The sequence below is a fragment of the Pseudomonas sp. LBUM1651 genome (genome assembly GCF_059716135.1).
In genome coordinates this window covers 877891-893862 of record NZ_CP166805.1, presented here as the reverse complement: position 1 = coordinate 893862, position 15972 = coordinate 877891, and the positions used below count along the sequence as shown (strand labels likewise).

General features: G+C 57.4%; 12 protein-coding genes. 8 read left to right on the top strand and 4 right to left on the bottom strand.

Going from position 1 to position 15972, the window contains the following annotated elements; all coding sequences use genetic code 11:
- Nucleotides 1-841: 841 nt before the first annotated feature.
- The 8 genes from ACA066_RS04030 to ACA066_RS03995 all read left to right on the top strand — a co-directional run bounded on the left by ACA066_RS04030 (nucleotide 842) and on the right by ACA066_RS03995 (nucleotide 11560).
- Nucleotides 842-2467 (top strand): ABC transporter substrate-binding protein, encoded by a 1626-nt coding sequence (locus ACA066_RS04030; RefSeq protein ID WP_497698219.1) that lies wholly within the window; start codon nucleotides 842-844, stop codon nucleotides 2465-2467.
- 307 nt (nucleotides 2468-2774) lie between these two features.
- Nucleotides 2775-4376 (top strand): ABC transporter substrate-binding protein, encoded by a 1602-nt coding sequence (locus ACA066_RS04025; RefSeq protein ID WP_497698218.1) that lies wholly within the window; start codon nucleotides 2775-2777, stop codon nucleotides 4374-4376.
- 169 nt (nucleotides 4377-4545) lie between these two features.
- A complete protein-coding gene (locus ACA066_RS04020; protein ID WP_497698217.1) occupies nucleotides 4546-5922 on the top strand; it encodes an OprD family porin in 1377 nt (458 codons plus the stop codon).
- Nucleotides 5923-6000: 78 nt separating this feature from the next.
- Complete coding sequence (locus ACA066_RS04015; protein ID WP_497698216.1) at nucleotides 6001-7596, top strand: ABC transporter substrate-binding protein; 1596 nt, start codon at nucleotides 6001-6003, stop codon at nucleotides 7594-7596.
- 72 nt (nucleotides 7597-7668) lie between these two features.
- Entirely contained in the window at nucleotides 7669-8679 is a 1011-nt protein-coding gene (locus ACA066_RS04010; RefSeq protein WP_017336505.1) for an ABC transporter permease subunit, read from the top strand.
- Nucleotides 8680-8689: 10 nt separating this feature from the next.
- Nucleotides 8690-9601, top strand: a complete 912-nt coding sequence (locus ACA066_RS04005; protein ID WP_497698215.1) for an ABC transporter permease subunit — start codon at nucleotides 8690-8692, stop codon at nucleotides 9599-9601.
- A 10-nt stretch (nucleotides 9602-9611) separates the two neighbouring features.
- Nucleotides 9612-10580, top strand: coding sequence for an ABC transporter ATP-binding protein (locus ACA066_RS04000; RefSeq protein ID WP_017336503.1), 969 nt, complete (start codon nucleotides 9612-9614; stop codon nucleotides 10578-10580).
- Nucleotides 10580-11560: a peptide ABC transporter ATP-binding protein gene (locus ACA066_RS03995; protein WP_497698214.1), complete on the top strand. Its 981-nt coding sequence runs from the start codon at nucleotides 10580-10582 to the stop codon at nucleotides 11558-11560. Before ACA066_RS04000 ends, ACA066_RS03995 begins: the two co-directional genes overlap by 1 nt.
- A 199-nt stretch (nucleotides 11561-11759) precedes the next feature.
- Here the strand turns inward: ACA066_RS03995 and ACA066_RS03990 are convergent, their stop codons facing one another.
- The 4 genes from ACA066_RS03990 to ACA066_RS03975 form a co-directional block, all read right to left on the bottom strand.
- The gene (locus ACA066_RS03990; protein WP_497698213.1) at nucleotides 11760-12014 is read right to left on the bottom strand and encodes a hypothetical protein; all 255 of its coding nucleotides are present in this window, start codon (nucleotides 12012-12014) and stop codon (nucleotides 11760-11762) included.
- A 156-nt stretch (nucleotides 12015-12170) separates the two neighbouring features.
- Nucleotides 12171-13373, bottom strand: coding sequence for an MFS transporter (locus ACA066_RS03985; RefSeq protein WP_497698212.1), 1203 nt, complete (start codon nucleotides 13371-13373; stop codon nucleotides 12171-12173).
- Nucleotides 13366-14418: a GNAT family N-acetyltransferase gene (locus ACA066_RS03980; RefSeq protein ID WP_497698211.1), complete on the bottom strand. Its 1053-nt coding sequence runs from the start codon at nucleotides 14416-14418 to the stop codon at nucleotides 13366-13368. Before ACA066_RS03980 ends, ACA066_RS03985 begins: the two co-directional genes overlap by 8 nt.
- Nucleotides 14415-15800 (bottom strand): DUF6002 family protein, encoded by a 1386-nt coding sequence (locus ACA066_RS03975; protein WP_497698210.1) that lies wholly within the window; start codon nucleotides 15798-15800, stop codon nucleotides 14415-14417. The genes ACA066_RS03980 and ACA066_RS03975 overlap by 4 nt, the downstream gene beginning before the upstream one ends.
- Nucleotides 15801-15972: the final 172 nt, after the last annotated feature.

Below are 15972 nucleotides of genomic sequence, written 5' to 3'. Positions count from 1 at the left end.
CCCACAGGATCCGAGGACATCCGCGAAAATCGGGTCGGCTGTCAGGCCGCCTTCGCGAGCAAGCTCTGCTCCTACAAAAGCAGATCGGCGTACACCCACCAAACCACGAGGCCGAGCGTTAGCTCGCCTTGCGCTTTTGATCTGCCGGCCCCTTCGGGAGGCCGAGTGGAGTTTCTGCGCAGTGGGCAACCCGGCATGGATGCCGGGTTAGCCGCCGCCGGCCATGGATGGCCGATGGCGGCGGGCCCACGGAGCAGGACCGGAGCGAGGTGCCGGACGCTGGGGCAAGACTTTTTGGTTCCTTTTGTGGCGTTTGACAAAAGGGACTCGCCGTAAGGGCGAAACCACAAGCCGCCGTTACCGCAGAAATGGATATGTACACCGACGGCAAAAACCTGGTCGGCTGCCTGGCCGCCAAGGTGTCCGCTGACAAACAGCAATGAGGCAAACTGCCCCCACGTGCACAACAAATCCTTAAACAACAAATACCTGGCACGCCAATCACCCACTCGGCGGTGTTCCAGCCCGTCACCGACTTCAAGATCAGTCCCCCCTCCTGCGGGGATGGGTATAAATAAGTAACACCACGCTCCAACCGGGTGCACCAGACGCCACGATCGCCCCCTGCCAGTGCAGGGTTTGCACCGAAAAAACCCTGCGCAAACGGTCAAATGCGCACGAATTTACACATATGCGACATTAAGGTACGTACGTGCCACTGTTTAAGGCTTGTAACCATTCAGGATCTTGCATTGGGTATGGCCCCTGCATAAGTATCCGCAGGCACGGCTCACGAGGTCGTCCTCTAATTCCAAAAATGACAACAAATCATGAGGCCAACATGCTTAAACACGCGGTCATTCCGTTTTTAGTCGGCGCCAGCTTGTTAGCTGCCGCACCTTTCGCCCAAGCGGCGACTAACCTGGTGTTTTGCTCCGAAGGGAGCCCGGCCGGTTTTGATCCTGGTCAGTACACCACCGGAACCGACTTCGACGCCTCTGCAGAAACCATGTTCAACCGCCTCACTCAGTTCGAGCGCGGCGGCACCGCCGTGATTCCTGGTCTGGCGACCAAGTGGGACATCTCCGATGATGGCCTGACTTACACCTTCCACCTGCGTGAAGGCGTCAAGTTCCACACCACCCCGTACTTCAAGCCGACTCGCGAGTTCAACGCCGACGACGTGCTGTTCACCTTTAATCGCATGATTAACAAGGATGACCCGTTCCGTAAGGCGTACCCGACCGAATTCCCGTACTTCACCGACATGGCGATGGACACCAACATCGCCAAGATCGACAAAGTCGACGACAAGACCGTCAAGTTTACCCTGAAAGAAGTTGATGCCGCGTTCATCCAGAACATGGCCATGAGCTTCGCATCGGTGCAGTCCGCCGAGTACGCCGCTCAACTGCTGAAAGAAGGCAAAGCCGCCGACATCAACCAGAAGCCGGTCGGCACTGGCCCGTTCGTGTTCAAGAGCTACCAGAAAGACTCCAACATCCGCTACACCGGGAACAAGGACTACTGGAAGCCTGACGACGTCAAGATCGACAACCTGATCTTCGCCATCACCACCGACCCGTCGGTGCGTATCCAGAAGCTGAAGAAGGGCGAGTGCCAGATCACTCTGTTCCCGCGTCCGGCAGACCTGAAGGCGCTGAAAGAAGACAAAACCCTGAAGGTGCCTGACCAGGCCGGTTTCAACCTGGGTTACATCGCCTACAACGTGATGGACAAGATCAAGGGCAGCGATCAGCCGAACCCGATGGCCCAACTGAAAGTGCGTCAGGCACTGGACATGGCCGTCAACAAACAACAGATCATCGACTCGGTTTACCAGGGTGCCGGTCAACTGGCCGTCAACGCCATGCCGCCGACCCAGTGGTCTTACGACACCACCATCAAGGATGCGCCGTACAACCCTGAGAAAGCCAAAGAGCTGCTCAAGGAAGCCGGCGTCAAGGAAGGCACCGAGATCAACCTGTGGGCAATGCCGGTGCAGCGTCCGTACAACCCGAACGCCAAGCTGATGGCAGAAATGCTGCAGTCCGACTGGGCCAAGATCGGCATCAAAGCCAAGATCGTGACCTACGAGTGGGGCGAGTACATCAAGCGCTCCAAAGGCGGCGAAAACGGCGCGATGCTGATTGGCTGGAGCGGCGACAACGGTGACCCGGACAACTGGCTGAACGTGCTGTTCGGCTGCGACTCGCTGCAGGGCAACAACTTCTCCAAATGGTGCGACAAGAAGTTCGACGGCATCGTCAAAGAAGCCAAGCGCACGACCGACCAGGGCAAGCGCACCGAACTGTACAAGCAGGCGCAACACGTCCTCAAAGACGCCGTTCCAATGACACCTATCGCTCACTCGACGGTGTTCCAACCCATGCGCAACGAAGTGCAGGATTTCAAGATCAGCCCGTTCGGCTTGAACTCCTTCTACGGCGTTAGCGTCAGCAAATAAGATTTGGCAACGGCGACGTTTTTGACGTCGCCGTTGTTTTATCTACCGAGAAAGCCGGAAACAACCTACATCCAGTTCCGCTGCGGACTACAGCAGTGACATCGGACGCGTTGCCCTTTCCTACAAGTCTTTAGGACTTTACGCATTTACTGCCAGACCCACGGCTCATACCGTCGGGATCTGACCAGTTCATGTGTGGGCTCTCGGTTTTGCTGCACGCCATGGCTTGAGATCAGTGATACCTCCACGTCCCCGGACGGGACAGCGGCTCATTGAAAACACTTAGAGAAAAAGAAAAGGGAGCGTCATGCGCCATACCTTGGTTTTATCCGCATTGCTGGGCACCGGCCTGCTGGCCGCCACTTCCATCAGCCAGGCCGCCAACAACAGCCTGGTGTTCTGCTCCGAAGGCAGCCCGGCTGGCTTCGACACCGCGCAGTACACGACCGCGACCGATAACGACGCCGCCGAGCCGTTGTACAACCGACTGGCAGAGTTCGAAAAAGGCGCCACCAACGTCGTACCAGGCCTGGCAACAAGCTGGGATATTTCCGAGGACGGCCTCAAGTACACCTTTCACCTGCGCGAAGGGGTGAATTTTCACACGACCAAGTACTTCACGCCGACCCGTGATTTCAACGCCGACGACGTGCTGTTCACTTTCAATCGCATGCTCGATCCGCAGCAACCTTTCCGTAAGGCCTATCCCACCGAATTCCCGTATTTCAACGGGATGAGCCTGAACAAGAACATCGCCAAGGTCGAGAAGACCGGGCCGCTGACTGTGGTCATGACGCTCAACAGCGTGGACGCCGCGTTCATCCAGAACATCGCCATGAGCTTCGCCGCCATCCTGTCCGCCGAGTACGCCGACAAGCTGCTCGCCGAAGGCAAGCCGAGCGACATCAACCAGAAGCCGATCGGCACCGGGCCGTTCGTGTTCAAGAGCTACCAGAAAGATTCCAACATCCGTTACAGCGGCAACAAGCAGTACTGGGACCCGAGCCGGGTCAAGCTCGACAACCTGATTTTCGCCATCAACACCGACGCCTCGGTGCGGGTGCAGAAGCTCAAGGCCAATGAGTGCCAGATCACCCTGCACCCCCGTCCCGCCGACGTCGACGCGCTGAAGAACGACGAGAAACTCAAACTCATCGAGAAGCCCGGTTTCAACCTCGGCTACATCGCCTACAACGTGCGCCACAAGCCGTTCGACCAGCTCGAAGTGCGTCAGGCGCTGGACATGGCGGTGAACAAACAAGGCATTCTCAACGCGGTGTACCAAGGCGCCGGGCAACTTGCGCAAAACGCCATGCCGCCGACCCAATGGTCCTACGACGACACCATCAAAGACGCCGCCTACAACCCGGAAAAAGCCAAGGAACTGCTCAAGGCTGCCGGCGTGAAGGAAGGCACCGAAATCACTTTATGGGCGATGCCGGTTCAGCGCCCGTATAACCCGAACGCCAAGTTGATGGCCGAGATGCTCCAGGCGGACTGGGCGAAAATCGGTCTCAAAGTGAAGATCGTCAGCTACGAATGGGGCGAGTACATCAAGCGCACCAAGAATGGCGAGCACGATGTCAGCCTGATTGGCTGGACCGGTGACAACGGGGACCCGGACAACTGGCTCGGCACGCTTTACAGCTGCGACGCCATTGGCGGCAACAACTATTCCCAATGGTGTGATCCGGCTTACGACAAGCTGATCAAGCAGGCCAAGGTCGTCACCGATCGTGACCAGCGCACCGTGCTCTACAAACAGGCTCAGCAGTTGCTCAAGCAGCAAGTGCCGATCACGCCTGTCGCCCACTCGACGGTCAACCAGCCGTTGAGCGCCAAAGTCGAAGGATTCAAGGTGAGTCCTTTCGGCCGCAACGTGTTCTCGGGCGTCAGTATCGACCAATAACCGATTAGCCAAAAACGCTGGGGGCGGATTCCGCCCTCACGCAAGCGTATTGCCGTAATTCGCCTATAAGGCCTGAAGCAAACGTTTGCGATGCTCTGACTCAGGTCAAAACCAATAGTCGGATCACCAAAAAAGACCGGCATTAGAAAAAAAAAAAGGAGCTTCACCCATGAAACTGAGCAGCACTGCGTTATTGGCCCTGGCCATCAGCAGCGTCACCGCCACGGCGTACGCAGAATCCCAGAGCCAGGACTTCGTTCCGACCCAACTGGCAAGCACCAATGCACAGTCGGAAGCCAAGGGCTTCATTGATGGCCAGAGCCTGTCGGGCAGCACCCGTAACTGGTACGCCAACGAAGATAAACAACGAGGCGCTACCTACAACTACGAGCGCCACGGCGAGACCCTGAACGGCACGCGCCGTATCAACTGGGTTCAGGGCACTATCCTGAATTACACCTCGGGTTTCACCCAAGGCACCGTGGGTTTCAGCACCGAAGTCGCTGCTTACAATGCCATTGCACTGGATCGTAGCCGCGAAGACATCAAGGGCGGTTCCAACCGTACCCTGGCTCACACCAACGGCGACGCGGTGGATCAGTGGAGCAAACTGGGCCTGGCCAACGTGAAGGCGCGTATCTCCAACACCACCCTGACCGCCGGCCGCCAGAACTTCAGCAGCCCGATCGTCGACGTCATCGGCAACCGTCCGCTGCCTTCGAGCTTTGAAGGTGTGGCCATTCACAGCGAAGAGTTCGACAACCTGTCGTTCGACCTCGGCACCTTCGACCGCGTATCGCCTCGTACCGAGCAGAGCCTGACCAAATTCACATCCGAGTACTCGGCCAATGGCGCTGAAACCGACCACGTAAACACCGCAGGTCTGAACTATCAGCCGCTGAAAAGCCTGAAAACCAGCCTGTACGCGACCAACGTAGAAGATTTCTGGAACCAGTACTACTTTGGCGCCACTCACGAACTGGGCGACAGCTCGATCCTGAGCCTGACCACCGGCCTGAACTATTACAAAACCGTCGACGAAGGCAAAAAGTTGATGGGTGAGATCGACAACGACACTTACTCGCTGTCGTTGGGCCTGACTCACCTCGCCCATAGCCTGACGTTCTCTTACCAGGAAGTGAACGGTAACGAGTACTTCGACTACCTGCATGAAACCAACGGCATTTACCTGGCCAACTCCTTGCTGTCCGACTTCAACGGCCCGAACGAGAAGTCCTTCCAGATCGCCTACGGCCTGAACATGGCCGAATACGGCGTGCCAGGCCTGAAGTTCAACATCTACCAGGCTCGCGGCTGGGGCATCGACGGTACGCACTACAACGGCACCGCCTACGACGTGCGCAAAATGGACGGCGAGAACCACTATGAATACGGCATCGGTACTTCGTACGCCGTACAGAGCGGTCCGCTCAAGGCCACCACAGTTCGCGCTACCTACACCACCCACCGCGCCAGCGATAACCAGGCTGACGGCAGCATCAACGAGTTCCGTCTCGTGACCACCATCCCGTTCAAAATTTTGTAAAAAGTGCCAGCCGACGGTCGACTCATGATGAGTCGGCCGTTCGGCTTTTGTCCTTTAACCGATTGCAGAGGGTTCTCGATGAAAATGCTTCCCCTACGTGCGGCCATCGCTGCCGCGTTGCTGAGTGTTGCCGTTGGCGTCTCGGCCAAACCCCTGGTGGTTTGCACCGAAAACAGTCCGGAAGGCTTCGACATGGTCCAGTACACGACTGCAGTCACAGCCGATGCGGTAGCCGAAACCATCTTCAATCGTCTGGCGGACTTCAAGCCCGGCACCACGGAAGTGATTCCGGCACTGGCCGAGTCCTGGGACATCAGCGAAGACGGCCTGACCTACACGTTCCACCTACGCAAAGGCGTCAAGTTTCATACCACCGAATACTTCAAGCCGACCCGCGACATGAACGCCGACGACGTGGTCTGGAGCTTCCAGCGCCAGCTGGACCCGAATCACCCGTGGCATAAACTGTCGAGCGTGGGCTTCCCTTACTTTGAAAGCATGGGCTTCAAGGAACTGCTGAAAAGCGTCGAGAAGGTTGACGACAACACCGTCAAATTCACCCTGACCCGCCGCGAAGCGCCGTTCCTGGCCGACATCGCCATGGCCTTCTCCTCGATCTATTCCGCCGAATACGCCGACCAGTTGCTTAAAGCCAACAAGACCGGCGACCTGAACAACAAACCGGTCGGCACCGGGCCGTTCGTTTTCCAGCGGTACAACAAGGACGCTCAGGTTCGTTTCAAGGCCAACCCGGACTATTTCCGCGGCAAGCCACCGGCTGACGCGCTGATCCTGGCCATCGCCACCGATAACAACGTGCGCCTGCAAAAGCTCAAGGCCAACGAGTGCCAGATCGCGCTGTATCCGAAGCCGGATGACATCCCGAGCATCAAGAAAGACACCAAGCTGAAAGTCGACGAGCTGAACGCAATGACCGTCGCGTACATCGCCATCAACACCACGCACAAATACCTGAGCGACGTGCGCGTACGTAAAGCCATCGACATCGCCTTCGACAAGGAAGCAGCGGTCAACGCGTTGTTTGGCAAAGGCAATGCGACGGCAGCGGTCAATCCGTACCCGGACACCCTGCTCGGTTACAATCACAGCCTGAAAAACCCCGCCCGCGACCTCGACAAGGCCCGCGCGCTGTTGAAAGAGGCAGGCGTTCCGGAAGGCACCGTGTTTACCCTGTTCACCCGCAACGGCGGTGGCGCGACCAACCCGAACCCGATGCTCGGCGCGCAGATGATGCAGGCGGACCTGGCCAAGGTCGGGATCAAGATCGACATCCGCGTGATGGAATGGGGCGAAATGCTCAAGCGCGCGAAAAACGGCGAGCACGACATGGTTTCCGCCGGATGGGCGGGCGATAACGGCGACCCGGATAACTTCCTGACGCCTATGCTCAGTTGCGAAGCGGCCAAAAACGGCGAAAACTACGCGCGCTGGTGCAACGAGAAGTTCCAGACGCTGATCGATGAGGCCCGGGCTAAAGTGAACCCTGCCGAACGCGCAGCGCTCTATGAGCAGGCACAGGAGATCTTCAACCAGGACCAGCCATGGATCAGCATGGCGCACACCCGTATGTTCACCGCAATGCGCAATAACGTAGAGGGCTACCACATTAGCCCGCTCACCACTAATAACTTCGCCACCACCCAGGTGAAGTAGATAAGAAACTCCCGGTATTCCTGACCCAGGCATGCCGGGCACGCCTAACCGGCTGATGAGGTACACCACAAGATGTTTAGTTTTATTGCCCGCCGATTGGGGTTATTGATCCCCACGTTCTTCGGCATCACCTTGCTGACTTTCGCGTTGATTCGCATGATTCCAGGCGACCCCGTGGAAGTAATGATGGGCGAACGTCGAGTCGACCCCGAAATGCATGCTCAGGCAATGGAACGCCTAGGTCTGAACAAACCGCTGTATGCCCAATACCTGGATTACATTGGCAAACTGGCCCACGGCGATCTCGGCGAATCCCTGCGTACCCGGGAAAGCGTCTGGAGCGAATTCACTTCCCTATTCCCCGCGACCCTGGAACTGTCCATGGCCGCCCTGTTGTTCGCCGGCATCCTGGGCCTGTTGGCCGGGGTGATCGCGGCACTCAAGCGAGGATCCCTGTTCGACCATGGGGTGATGGGCATCTCCCTGGCGGGATATTCGATGCCGATATTCTGGTGGGGCCTGATCCTGATCATGTTCTTCTCGGTGTCCCTGGGCTGGACCCCGGTGTCCGGGCGGATCGACCTGCTCTATGACATCGAGCCGCGCACCGGCTTCATGCTCATCGACACGCTGCTGGCCGATGACGTCGGTGCGTTCTTCGATGCCCTGCATCACCTGATCCTGCCGGCCATCGTGCTCGGCACCATCCCGCTGGCTGTTATTGCACGGATGACCCGTTCGTCGATGCTCGAAGTGCTGCGTGAGGACTACATCCGTACCGCGCGCGCCAAAGGCCTGTCGCCGTCGCGCGTGGTGTTCGTTCACGGCCTGCGCAACGCGCTGATTCCGGTGCTGACCGTGGTCGGCCTGCAAGTCGGCACATTGCTGGCCGGTGCGGTCCTGACCGAAACCATCTTCTCGTGGCCCGGCATCGGCAAATGGCTGATCGAAGCCATTGGCGCACGGGATTATCCCGTGGTGCAGAACGGCATCCTGTTAATCGCCTGCCTGGTGATTCTGGTCAACTTCGTGGTGGACATCCTCTACGGCTTTGCCAACCCACGCATCCGTCATCAGCGCTGAGATCATGACCATGACCACTCCAATTCCAGCGGTAGCAGTCGATCAAAGCCTGCTGTACCCGTCCCCGTACAAAGAATTCTGGCACGCGTTCTCCAGGAACAAAGGGGCCGTCGCCGGCCTGATGTTCATGCTGCTGGTGATTTTCTGCGCGATATTCGCGCCGTGGGTCGCGCCGCATGACCCGAGCGAGCAATACCGCGACTTCCTGTTGACCCCGCCGGCCTGGCTGGAAGGTGGGCAGATCCAGTTCCTGCTCGGCACCGATGAACTGGGGCGTGACCTGCTGTCGCGTCTGATCAATGGCTCGCGCCTGTCCTTGATGATCGGCCTGTCGTCGGTGGTGATGTCGCTGATACCGGGCATCCTGCTGGGTCTGTTCGCCGGGTTCTTCCCGCGCCTGCTCGGCCCGACCATCATGCGTCTGATGGACATCATGCTGGCCCTGCCATCGTTGCTGCTGGCCGTGGCGATTGTCGCCATCCTCGGCCCTGGCCTGATCAACACCGTGATCGCGATCGCCGTGGTGTCCCTGCCGTCCTATGTTCGTCTGACCCGCGCTGCGGTGATGGGCGAGCTGAACCGCGACTACGTGACCGCTGCGCGCCTGGCCGGTGCCACCCTGCCGCGCCTGATGTTCATCACCGTGCTGCCCAACTGCATGGCGCCGCTGATCGTTCAGGCGACCTTGAGCTTCTCCTCGGCGATTCTCGATGCCGCGGCACTGGGCTTCCTCGGCCTTGGCGTACAACCGCCGACGCCTGAGTGGGGCACCATGCTGGCTTCGGCTCGCGACTACATCGAACGCGCCTGGTGGGTCGTCAGTCTGCCTGGTTTGACCATTTTGCTCAGCGTGCTGGCAATCAACTTGATGGGCGACGGCCTGCGCGATGCGCTGGACCCGAAACTCAAGAACGCCGCCTGAGGAGATTCAAATGTCACTGTTAGAAATCAAGAATCTCAACGTTCGCTTCGGCGACAAGAACGCCGTTCCGGTGGTCGACGGGCTCGACATTTCCGTGGACAAGGGCGAAGTGCTGGCCATCGTTGGCGAGTCAGGTTCCGGTAAATCCGTGACCATGATGGCGCTGATGGGCCTGATCGAACATCCGGGGATCGTCACGGCCGACGCCCTGAACTTCGACGGCAAGAACATGCTCAAGCTCAGCAACCGTCAGCGTCGGCAAATCGTCGGCAAAGACCTGGCCATGGTCTTCCAGGACCCGATGACCGCGCTGAACCCGAGCTACACCGTCGGTTTCCAGATCGAAGAAGTGCTGCGCCTGCACCTGAAAATGTCCGGCAAGCAAGCCCGCGCCCGCGCCATCGAGCTGCTGGAAAAAGTGGAAATCCCGGGCGCCGCCAGCCGTATGGACGCCTACCCGCACCAACTGTCCGGCGGCATGAGCCAGCGTGTTGCGATCGCCATGGCGATTGCCGGCGAGCCGAAACTGCTGATTGCCGACGAACCGACCACCGCCCTCGACGTTACGATTCAGGCGCAGATCATGGACCTGCTGCTGGCGTTGCAGAAAGAGCAGAACATGGGCCTGGTGCTGATCACTCACGACCTCGCGGTCGTGGCCGAAACCGCCCAGCGTGTGTGCGTGATGTACGCCGGCCAGGCGGTCGAAGTCGGTCAGGTGCCGCAGCTGTTCGACATTCCGGCGCACCCGTACAGCGAAGCACTGCTCAAGGCGATTCCGGAACACAGCCTCGGCGCCACGCGCCTGGCCACGCTGCCGGGCATCGTTCCCGGTCGTTACGACCGCCCGCAAGGCTGCCTGCTGTCGCCGCGCTGCCCGTATGTGCAGGACAACTGCCGTGCGCAACGTCCGACCCTTGACCCGAAAAGCAACAGCCTCGCCCGCTGCTTCTACCCGCTGAACCAGGAGGTGGCGTAATGGCCGTCGTACTTACCGCCCGCGACCTCACCCGTCACTACGAAGTGTCCCGAGGCCTGTTCAAGGGCCATGCGACCGTCCGCGCCCTGAACGGTGTGTCGTTCGAACTGGAAGCCGGCAAGACCCTCGCCGTCGTAGGCGAATCGGGTTGCGGCAAATCCACCCTGGCCCGCGCCCTGACGCTGATCGAAGAGCCGTCCTCCGGTTCGTTGAAAATCGCCGGGCAGGAAGTCGCCGGCGCCGACAAGGCTCAACGCAAGCAACTGCGCAAAGACGTGCAGATGGTGTTCCAGAGCCCGTATGCCTCGTTGAACCCTCGGCAAAAGGTCGGCGATCAACTCGCCGAACCGCTGCTGATCAACACCAGCCTGAGCGCGGCCGAACGTCGCGAGAAAGTGCAGGCGATGATGAAGCAGGTGGGTTTGCGCCCAGAGCATTATCAGCGTTACCCGCACATGTTCTCCGGCGGTCAGCGCCAGCGGATCGCCCTCGCCCGCGCAATGATGCTGCAACCAAAAGTGCTGGTCGCGGACGAACCGACCTCGGCGCTGGACGTCTCGATTCAGGCGCAGGTGTTGAACCTGTTCATGGATTTGCAGCAAGAGTTCAACACGGCCTACGTGTTCATCTCCCACAACCTGGCGGTGGTGCAGCACGTTGCCGATGACGTGATGGTGATGTACCTCGGCCGCCCAGTGGAAATGGGCCCGAAGAACGACATCTACGAACGCCCGTTGCACCCATACACCCAGGCGTTACTGTCGGCCACCCCGACCATTCACCCGGACCCGAACAAGCCGAAAATCAAGATCGTCGGCGAGTTGCCCAACCCGTTGAACCCTCCGTCGGGCTGCGCTTTCCACAAGCGTTGCCCGTATGCGACCGAGCGCTGCAGCACTGAAGAGCCGGCCTTGCGCCTGCTGGATAATCGTCAGGTGGCTTGTCATTACGCTGAGCAATTCCTCGACGGCGCGGCGTAACAGCGGCCTGAAAAACCTGTGAGAGCGAGACCGGCTTGCCGGCGAAAGCGGAGTGTCAATCAGCATAACTGACACTGACACACCGCCATCGCCGGCAAGCCGGTCTCGCTCCCACATGGGTTACTCGACCTGTTCAAAAACCTCTTCTGCCCTGGCTGCGCATCAGTCGGGGAAAAAGGGGTTTTCTTTTGCCTGCTACTTAAGCCCCTTCATCTTCATCGGTATCGGCATCCGGATCCTCGGTGGTCGAGTCATCATCATCCGCGCTGCCGCCCTGACCCTGGTCGCCTGGCTCCGACTCGGACGCGGCGATCATCAGCCCGGCGTGCGTCACCTGCCCGCTCGACGCTTGTTCATCATGATCCGGGCATTCAGCCCACGCTGCCGCTGACATGCCAACCGACAGCATTACCAAAACCTTCAGCAACAACACAATGCTTTGAAAAATGCTCATAGCCGATTCCATCCTTTCTAAAGTGCAGCATGGGGTGCCTGCGTGGCGCTGAGTGAAATCTAGTTCCGATCAGCGCGGTTCTCCAGATAGGACGCTAACGAATGGACGGAAGGCCGTTTGTGAAGAGATTGGTTTTGAATAATTGGTATAACCAGATCAGCTAAATTCAGTGGGCTCTCTGCGAGTTGCCTGGCAAACCAGAGGCATGGACAGGACTGCCAAAGCCGCACACCCAAGCCAGACACTATGCCCGCCAAAATGGCCATAAAGTTGGCCGCCAAGCGTCGGGGAAAGCAGCACGCTCGCGCTCCAGCACATTGAAAAAAGACCGAAGTAATGCCCGCTTCTACCCGCTTGTGCACGCTGCATAACCATCACATTCAGAGTTGGCATAAAGAGAATTTCGCCAAGCGTCCAGATAACGGTCGAAAGGCAGAGGTAGAGCACACCAGCGCCAAAGGGCAACATTCCGAGCCCGAAGGCCAGCAGCACGCTGCCTGTCAGCAGCCGCCAGCGTGCGCTCCACTGCTCACTCCAATGAGACAACGGGATTTGCAGTACCACCACCAGCACTGCGTTGAGCGCAAATTGCCAACCAATGACCTCAGTACCCAACCGATAGTAATCAAGTAAATAGTTACCCAACATGCTGTAGACCGGTTCAAAGGCAAGGCCGAGCAAGACTGCGGCCCCCAACAACCAGAGGAAAGGCTTGTCCCGATAAGGTACGCAAGAACCTGAAGCACTATAGGAGCCCTCATCCAGCCTCAGAACATCTCGATGAAGTGTCGCCCGGACAAACCAGACCAAGGCCAGCAACGACATGGCGGCGCTGAGAAAAAATACCCAGCGAAAATCCGTCTGCGCCAGGACGCCCCCCACCACACCGGCAACTGCCATGCCCAGATTGCTGGCAACACGGTTCAATGACTGCGTGCGAGCCCGCTGTGCAACCTCGCAATACTCCATGATCAAGCGTTGATGGAGCGTGCGAATCGCACCATCAAGTACTCCGCTGAATAACAACAAGCCTGCCAAAAACAGCACATCTGTAACCAGTCCCAACAAGACCAACACCCACGCCGAGACAAAAAACAATGCGGCAGTGAGTCGTGCCGTCGAAAAATGATCACTCAGCAATCCTCCCCCCATCGACCCTATCAGCAAGCCGGCTCCATACCCGGACAACAACCAGCCCACGGTTTCAATCGGCAGCGCCAGCGCCTGACGCAGATACAACGCCATGAACAGTTTGACCATGGCGCTCAACCGACTGATGAAGATAAACGCAGCAAGCACCCAGGCCATTGGGCAAAAGTAGCCACTGACCCGAATCAGGTAAGTGTGCCGATCAGCCATCCCATTGATCCAGGTTGCGTCTTACTTCGCTATAGATGCCCTTTGACGCGAAAGGAATATCCAAGCGAGCCCCACGCTCTGCATCAAAAAAATATTGCGCTTGCAACCGTCCTTCGCTATCCAGCCCCATTAACGGGTTGTTGATGAGAAAGTGTCTGGTGGATGCACAAAGCGTCCTTGCTCGAATCAGCAAGCGCCATTGGCCGAATGCATTTTCAGGAACAACTGCCGTCGCCCCAAACCGTTTCTTGTACTGGAATGTTCCTTTACTCAAAAAGGGCTCGCAGCCCTGGAAGTCGACACAATCAATCGCTGACTGGGCTGATGCCCACTCGAGGATCGCGTGATAGACGTAATTCTGCGCTCCATTTGCCCGGTAAACGGCGGCACCATCCTTTACTCCGATCAGCCGCGCATTCAAGGTGCGCGTCGAATCATTAATCTGGGAAATACTTCCCGCCACCCATTCACCCTTTAAATGGACTCGAAACAACACGCCTTGTTTAAACAAGTCGAGATAAGCAGCTTGCTCCGGCACGCTCCGGGCAAAACAACCATGACGGGCGCTCATTGTCGGGGTATGCATCGAGCGGTAGAAAGCGAAGAAGTCTTCATCTTCAAGCGACACATCGAAACTAAAACCTTGTCTGTCCAATTGAGTGCGACGCTTGTTTTCTCGATGGGAGAGTTGGCTCAGTACATGCTGCCATCCAGCTGAGACATCAACTTGCTGGTGAATCCTGCTCACGCCGAAAACATCACCATGCTGCCGGCATTGCTGGATGACTTCCATGGGCGCCATCAACAAGCACATGTCGGTCTGGTCCTGTTTCATGAAGTCCTCAAGCTGGTGCCATCCCAGTGTTCCTTCTTGCTCTACGTGCGAATTTTCGAAAAAACATTGCTCCACAAATGAGGCGATATAAACCAAACCTTCAGCCACGCCTACATAAACAAAGCATGCCGTTTTTCCAGCTCTGGAGTAGCCCCGATAAATGCGGAAATGGCAGAGCGCTTTGCTGATCAAGTGAGAATCAGCGTTCATGGATTACAACGATTACGAAGGATCGTCATCATTTCTTCAGCGCTATCAATGAACGATAACCCGTCAGCGGGAATGGCTTCAAAATCCCCCCGGCAATAGGTGCCCGACGCATGGATGGTGCAACCGTCCATACCTTCAAGTAACTGTCGATCGATTGCATTCAGGCAACCTGTCATAGCCATCACTAATGACCACTCTTTCAGATCACGAGGATCAGCTGGCAAGCTGACCGGCGTATTAGCGAGCAATTGAGTGCATTCGCTATAGCGTTGTATGCACTCGTGAAGCGAAACGACTATTCCCGAGCCACCATTGGCCCTGACCTGCGCAGTCATTTCCACTGCGGTAGCTGGCAGGTGCGTGTAAAAAGTCGGTTCGAGCACTTCGTCTGGACTCCATGTCGCGGCGGGAAAGTGCGCAGATTCCGACTGTACCCATAAACCGTTGGCAGCCTGCGTATAGCGCGGAGCAGAAGCGCCCCCGAAATCCCCGTCGAGCAAGTGCAGAACCATGTCACTGGTTGCGAGATGTTGAACCAATAAAAATGAAGGAGTGGAAACCTGTGTCCCGTGACGCTTCATCACTTCCACACCTGAGCAATATCCCAGAAGACCATATGCACTCGACACCGCATGCACATGCACGGTCTTGCGATCAGTGTCCCAGGCGTCACCATACTCAAAGTCAAAAAAAGCCCGGGCCTGATCAGAAAACCGGTAGTTCTCGAGTCGCAGGGAATGCCACAACTTCGAATCACCCAATGGACGACGATTGAAGAGGTCCTTGAACTGTTGCCCAACAGCCTTCACTGATTCCGGCGACTCGGTATCCAGCACGAACACGGGATTCAGAGCGCGCAACCGAGGGTCGTCATAAAGTTCGGTTCTACGTAGTTTTCCAATCGTCTGGGCAGGCGTCAGCGTGACGATGCGTAACTGCTCTGGATGAACCAGCTTGGTTTTCAATGCCCGCAGAACCGCATCACGCAGAGCAATGGCTTTATTTCCAGAAGAGGGGGAAAACAACAGGATGTTGTCCCCGGTATCCTGAATATGGCGAATGGCACGTGCAACAATCAGCGTCGAAGCAAAGGTCTTGGTGGTTTGAGTACTTGCGTTTTGCCTCAGGTCGAACAAACGCAACGGTATATCTCGGTAACGGCCCATCTCGAAAAACTGCGCAGTGGCTACAGATAGGAAGGCCTGCATACGCGGCTCCATCGCAGGCAACTTCATCGAAGGTTCAAAAGCGTCGTCGCTGGCGCTGACTTCGAAACCAGGAGCACTGCTGACGATCAGATCGTAGTAACGCTCGATAACAGAAATGGGAGTCGAAGGTCGTTGGGTTGCCAGTGCATCCGTATCAGTTTTCATCACATCCATTTGTCTTGTGCTCCTGCTCAAGGGAAGTCGCTACTTGCGAAATGCCCATCGAAAGCTAGACGTCAAAAACGTACATGTCTCGGGTAAAAGACCGGAGAACTGAAAAACAGAGCCAGGCTACAAAACTCCGTAAAAGCACCTACAGAAATTCCTGACACAGGCGTACTGAGTC

Excerpts from the sequence above, each read along its gene's own strand:
- ACA066_RS04030 (WP_497698219.1), top strand. The coding sequence starts at position 842 with ATGCTTAAACACGCGGTCATTCCGTTTTTAGTCGGCGCCAGCTTGTTA.
- ACA066_RS04025 (WP_497698218.1), top strand. The coding sequence starts at position 2,775 with ATGCGCCATACCTTGGTTTTATCCGCATTGCTGGGCACCGGCCTGCTG.
- ACA066_RS04020 (WP_497698217.1), top strand. The coding sequence starts at position 4,546 with ATGAAACTGAGCAGCACTGCGTTATTGGCCCTGGCCATCAGCAGCGTC.
- ACA066_RS04015 (WP_497698216.1), top strand. The coding sequence starts at position 6,001 with ATGAAAATGCTTCCCCTACGTGCGGCCATCGCTGCCGCGTTGCTGAGT.
- ACA066_RS04010 (WP_017336505.1), top strand. The coding sequence starts at position 7,669 with ATGTTTAGTTTTATTGCCCGCCGATTGGGGTTATTGATCCCCACGTTC.
- ACA066_RS04005 (WP_497698215.1), top strand. The coding sequence starts at position 8,690 with ATGACCACTCCAATTCCAGCGGTAGCAGTCGATCAAAGCCTGCTGTAC.
- ACA066_RS04000 (WP_017336503.1), top strand. The coding sequence starts at position 9,612 with ATGTCACTGTTAGAAATCAAGAATCTCAACGTTCGCTTCGGCGACAAG.
- ACA066_RS03995 (WP_497698214.1), top strand. The coding sequence starts at position 10,580 with ATGGCCGTCGTACTTACCGCCCGCGACCTCACCCGTCACTACGAAGTG.
- ACA066_RS03990 (WP_497698213.1), bottom strand. The coding sequence starts at position 12,014 with ATGAGCATTTTTCAAAGCATTGTGTTGTTGCTGAAGGTTTTGGTAATG.
- ACA066_RS03985 (WP_497698212.1), bottom strand. The coding sequence starts at position 13,373 with ATGGCTGATCGGCACACTTACCTGATTCGGGTCAGTGGCTACTTTTGC.
- ACA066_RS03980 (WP_497698211.1), bottom strand. The coding sequence starts at position 14,418 with ATGAACGCTGATTCTCACTTGATCAGCAAAGCGCTCTGCCATTTCCGC.
- ACA066_RS03975 (WP_497698210.1), bottom strand. The coding sequence starts at position 15,800 with ATGGATGTGATGAAAACTGATACGGATGCACTGGCAACCCAACGACCT.